Below are 3,983 nucleotides of genomic sequence, written 5' to 3'. Positions count from 1 at the left end.
ACGGCTCGGGTGAGCTGGCAGACTGCTGCCATGGTTTCCGCCATGTGTGGTTAGCGTGGATCACGCGCGGCACGAAGCCCCGCCGTATTGGGGCCGTCGCCCGGGTCGCGTAGCCTAGCGAGGTTGCGTGCATCTGCACGCGCTTGCGTGCTGCCCACCGGGCAGGAGCTCCGGCTCCGGCCGGACAGGCGGGCGGTGCGCCGACAAGTGACCTTGGGTGGGTCGGGCGGGGCTTCGTGCCGCGCGTGATCCACGGTAACCACACATGGAGGAAACCATGGCAGCAGTCTGCCAGGTGACCGGAGCCGTCCCCGGCTTCGGGCACGCCATCTCGCACTCGCACCGGCGCACCAAGCGCCGCTTCGACCCGAACGTGCAGAAGAAGACGTACTACGTGCCGTCGCTTCGCCGTAACGTCACCCTGACCCTCTCGGCCAAGGGCATCAAGGTCATCGACGCCCGTGGCATCGAGTCCGTCGTCAAGGATGTTCTCGCTCGCGGGGTGAAGATCTAATGGCCAAGCAGCAGGACGTCCGTCCGATCATCAAGCTCCGTTCGACGGCCGGCACCGGTTACACCTACGTGACCAAGAAGAACCGCCGCAACGACCCCGACCGTCTCGTGCTCAAGAAGTACGACCCCGTAGTGCGCAAGCACGTCGACTTCCGCGAGGAGCGCTAAGTATGGCCAAGAAGAGCAAGATCGCCCGCAACGAGCAGCGCAAGGTGATCGTCGACCGCTACGCCGCCAAGCGCCTCGAGCTGAAGAAGGCCCTGGTCGACCCGGCCGGGACCGACGAGACCCGTGAGGCCGCCCGCGTCGGCCTCCAGAGGCTCCCCCGCAACGCCTCGCCCGTCCGCGTCCGCTCGCGCGACGCCGTCGACGGCCGCCCCCGCGGCAACCTCACGAAGTTCGGCATCTCGCGTGTCCGCTTCCGTGACATGGCGCACCGCGGCGAGCTGCCCGGCATCACCAAGTCCAGCTGGTGACCCGGCGCCGCTAGCGGCGTGAACGACCGAAGGCCCGTGATCGAAGGATCGCGGGCCTTCGTCGTCCCGCCGGCGGACGTAAAATGTGCGGATGACCGACTCCAGCCTGCCCACCGTCGCCGAGATCGCGGCGCTCATCGACCACGCGATCCTGAAGCCCGAGCTCACCCGCGCCGAGGTCGACGCCCAGCTCGACGAGGCGCGCGCGTCCGGCGTGTTCAGCGTCTGCGTCCGCCCCTCCGACATCGCCCACTCGGTCTCCCGGCTCGAGGGCTCCGGCGTTCTGGTCGGCACGGTCATCGGCTTCCCCCACGGCACCACCTCCACCGCGGCGAAGGTCGCGGAGTCGCGTCAGGCGCTCGCCGACGGCGCGTCCGAGCTCGACATGGTCGTCAACATCGGCCGCCTCCGCAGCGGCCTGCTCCAGGACGTCGAGGACGACGTCCGCGCCGTGGTCGAGGCCGCCGAGGGCCACGTCGTCAAGGTCATCCTCGAGACGAGCCTCCTCGACGACGAGCAGGTCGTCGAGGGCAGCCGGGCCGCCGAGCGCGCCGGCGCGGACTTCGTGAAGACCGCCACCGGCTTCGCGGGCGGAGGCGCGAACGAGCACGACCTCCGCCTCATGCGCGGCGCCGTCTCGGAGGCCGTCCAGGTGAAGGCGTCCGGCGGCGTCCGCGACCTCGACACGCTCCTCGCCTACCGCGGCCTCGGCGTCACCCGCTTCGGCACCAGCGGCTCCGCGACCATCCTCGGCGACCTCGCCGCGCGGCACTCGGGCGATTCCTCCGCGGCACGTGTCGACTCCGCCTCCTACTGAGGGCGCGGCGGACGAGGGCCGCACCGCCCCCGCCGACCGGATGACGCCCGTGCGCCTGCGCCCGGGCCGCGCCGGCCGGTGGGCGGAGCGGACCCGCCGCCCCCTCGACGAGATCGCCCGCGCCCTCAAGGAGCGGGTCTACGCGACCTTCACCGGCCTGGCCGTGGTGATGATCTACCTCGTCGACGATCATCCCGACGCCGCGCACGCGCTCCAGAGCCTCGTGATCTCGATCGTGGGGATCTCGGCCGCGGGCTTCGTCGCCGAGGTGATCGCGCACCAGGTCGTGCACGCCGCCACGCCGTCCGCAGCCGAGGCGCGGACCATGCTGCGGATCGCGGGCGGGGCGCTCGCCTCGGCGTCGCTCCCGGTCCTCGCGCTCGGTGCCGCGGCGCTGGGCTGGATCGACGCGACCGTCGCGCTCCGGATCGGCGCGGGCGTCTACGTCGCGACTCTGGCGGGGATCGCCCTGATCGCTGTCGCGCGCGCAGGGCTCTCCTGGAGGCAGAGCCTCGTCTCGCTGCTCGGGATCGTGGGCCTCGGCGTGCTGGTCGTCGGCGTGCTCGCCCTCGCGCACTGAGCCGGGCCGCCGCCGCGCGTAGGCTCGGGCCGATGACGTCACGCACCAGGGTCGAGCTCGGCCGTCGCGAGGACCTCGGCGCCGACTGCGCGGACTGCTTCGGCCTGTGCTGCGTCGCTCTCGCCTTCGCCCGCTCCGCCGACTTCCCGTTCGACAAGCGCGCCGGGGATCCGTGCGTGAACCTCGACGGCGAGGACGCGTGCACGATCCACCGCCGGCTCCGGCCGCAGGGCTTCGTCGGCTGCACCGTCTTCGACTGCTTCGGCGCCGGCCAGAAGGTCTCGCAGCACACGTTCGGCGGCGTCTCCTGGCGGTCGGACCCGGCCGTGCGCGAGCGGATGTTCGCGGTGTTCCCGTTGATGCGCCGCCTGCACGAGCTGCTCTGGTACCTCGACTCCGCACTGGCGCTGCCCGGCGTCGGCGCGCCGCTCCTCGATGAGCTGCGCGAGCGGTTCGACGCGGTGCACGCGCACACCCTCGGCGAGCCGGAGCAGGTGGTCGCGGTCGACGTCGACGCGGAGTACGGAGCGTCCCGGCCGCTCCTGATCGCGGCGAGCGCGGCCGCTCGCGCAGGAGCGGCACCGGCTGCCCGCCGGTCGAAGGGCCGTCGGCTCGCTCCGGGTGCCGATCTGGCGGGCGCATCGCTCCGGAACGCGGACCTGCGGGGAGCGGATCTGCGGGGCGCGCTCCTCCTCGCCGCGGACCTGCGGGGTGCGGATCTGCAGCGGTGCGACCTGCTCGGGGTGGACCTGCGCGATGCTGATGTGTCCGGCGCGCGGCTCGCCGAGGCGGTCTACCTCACCCAGGCGCAGGTGAACAGCGCTCGAGGGGATGCGGCGACCACGCTGCCGTCGCACTTCGAGCGCCCGTCGCACTGGGGCGGCTAGGCCGCCGGGTCAGAGGCTGCGGGGGCCGCCCAGCGACTCGTCGCCGCCCTCGTCGTCGAAGCCGAGGGCCTCGACGACCTCGCGGCCGAGGAGGTGCGCGCCGCTCCAGCCCTCGATGACGCACCGGGGGAACGCCTCGCGGTCCGGGGAGCCGAGCCATGCGGCCGCGGCCTCGCGGGCCCACGCCTCGGAGGCGTACACGCCGATGATCTCGGTGCGGTCGTCCCACGGCGTCGCGGTCGAGAGGACGAAGTGGTCACCGTTCACGATCGGATCTCCTCCGGCTCTCGGGGTTCAGCGACCCCGTGGGAGTGCGGGACCGGACCGGACGCTACCCGCGGGCGGGGGAGCGCGTCTCCGGGGTCGACACGAGCGCGGATGAAGGCTACGGGAACGTCGAACGCGGCGCGATCACCCGATGGTCCCACGCAGGCGGGCGTTCAGCCCACCCAGAGCGGTCGCGATCTCGTTCTCGTCGCTTCCGGGGAGGAGGGCGCCGCCCTGCTCGAGGCCGTGGCGCAGGGCCTCGACCTCCTCAGGGGGGAGGCCGCCGCTGTCGAGGAGGGCCTGGAGGGCGGCGAGGATGCCGACGAGGGCGACGGCGTCGTCCAGGTCGAGGGGGCGGACGCAGGAATTCTCCATGTCATCGCTCCTGTTCGGATCAGGGGTTCGGGGGCGGGGACCCCGCGTCGGGGTGCGGGGCCGGGTTC

At 72.6% G+C, this 3,983-nt stretch carries 8 protein-coding genes; 6 read left to right on the top strand and 2 right to left on the bottom strand.

The annotated features are described in order from the left end of the window. Positions 1-277: 277 nt before the first annotated feature. The 6 genes from rpmB (at position 278) to C5C27_RS16850 (ending at position 3,273) form a co-directional block, all read left to right on the top strand. Positions 278-514: a 50S ribosomal protein L28 gene (rpmB, locus tag C5C27_RS16875; RefSeq protein WP_056038148.1), complete on the top strand. Its 237-nt coding sequence runs from the start codon at positions 278-280 to the stop codon at positions 512-514. Continuing rightward, the gene (gene rpmG, locus C5C27_RS16870; RefSeq protein WP_027692168.1) at positions 514-681 is read left to right on the top strand and encodes a 50S ribosomal protein L33; all 168 of its coding nucleotides are present in this window, start codon (positions 514-516) and stop codon (positions 679-681) included. Before rpmB ends, rpmG begins: the two co-directional genes overlap by 1 nt. A 2-nt stretch (positions 682-683) precedes the next feature. Further along, a complete protein-coding gene (gene rpsN / locus C5C27_RS16865) occupies positions 684-989 on the top strand; it encodes a 30S ribosomal protein S14 (RefSeq protein ID WP_104314980.1) in 306 nt (101 codons plus the stop codon). A gap of 91 nt (positions 990-1,080) precedes the next feature. Further along, positions 1,081-1,806, top strand: coding sequence for a deoxyribose-phosphate aldolase (gene deoC / locus C5C27_RS16860; RefSeq protein WP_181133578.1), 726 nt, complete (start codon positions 1,081-1,083; stop codon positions 1,804-1,806). After that, complete coding sequence (locus C5C27_RS16855; protein ID WP_146079740.1) at positions 1,784-2,386, top strand: hypothetical protein; 603 nt, start codon at positions 1,784-1,786, stop codon at positions 2,384-2,386. Before deoC ends, C5C27_RS16855 begins: the two co-directional genes overlap by 23 nt. Before the next feature lie 32 nt (positions 2,387-2,418). Continuing rightward, the gene (locus C5C27_RS16850) at positions 2,419-3,273 is read left to right on the top strand and encodes a pentapeptide repeat-containing protein (RefSeq protein ID WP_104314979.1); all 855 of its coding nucleotides are present in this window, start codon (positions 2,419-2,421) and stop codon (positions 3,271-3,273) included. Positions 3,274-3,282: 9 nt separating this feature from the next. Here the strand turns inward: C5C27_RS16850 and C5C27_RS16845 are convergent, their stop codons facing one another. Together C5C27_RS16845 and C5C27_RS16840 are read right to left on the bottom strand one after the other, a co-directional pair. Further along, positions 3,283-3,540 (bottom strand): hypothetical protein, encoded by a 258-nt coding sequence (locus C5C27_RS16845; RefSeq protein WP_104238985.1) that lies wholly within the window; start codon positions 3,538-3,540, stop codon positions 3,283-3,285. 144 nt (positions 3,541-3,684) lie between these two features. Beyond that, a complete protein-coding gene (locus C5C27_RS16840; RefSeq protein ID WP_104238984.1) occupies positions 3,685-3,915 on the bottom strand; it encodes a hypothetical protein in 231 nt (76 codons plus the stop codon). Between the last annotated feature and the right edge of the window lie 68 nt (positions 3,916-3,983).

Origin of the sequence: Rathayibacter sp. AY2B7, assembly GCF_002931635.1 — a bacterium.
Taxonomy (GTDB): domain Bacteria; phylum Actinomycetota; class Actinomycetes; order Actinomycetales; family Microbacteriaceae; genus Rathayibacter.
The sequence above is the reverse complement of the archived record's forward strand: the minus strand, read 5'-3'. Positions and strand labels throughout refer to the sequence as shown.

What these genes read in the sequence shown, in the direction of transcription:
- rpmG (WP_027692168.1), top strand. Translation starts at nt 514, where the DNA reads ATGGCCAAGCAGCAGGACGTCCGTCCGATCATCAAGCTCCGTTCGACG.
- deoC (WP_181133578.1), top strand. Translation starts at nt 1,081, where the DNA reads ATGACCGACTCCAGCCTGCCCACCGTCGCCGAGATCGCGGCGCTCATC.
- rpmB (WP_056038148.1), top strand. Translation starts at nt 278, where the DNA reads ATGGCAGCAGTCTGCCAGGTGACCGGAGCCGTCCCCGGCTTCGGGCAC.
- rpsN (WP_104314980.1), top strand. Translation starts at nt 684, where the DNA reads ATGGCCAAGAAGAGCAAGATCGCCCGCAACGAGCAGCGCAAGGTGATC.
- C5C27_RS16850 (WP_104314979.1), top strand. Translation starts at nt 2,419, where the DNA reads ATGACGTCACGCACCAGGGTCGAGCTCGGCCGTCGCGAGGACCTCGGC.
- C5C27_RS16840 (WP_104238984.1), bottom strand. Translation starts at nt 3,915, where the DNA reads ATGGAGAATTCCTGCGTCCGCCCCCTCGACCTGGACGACGCCGTCGCC.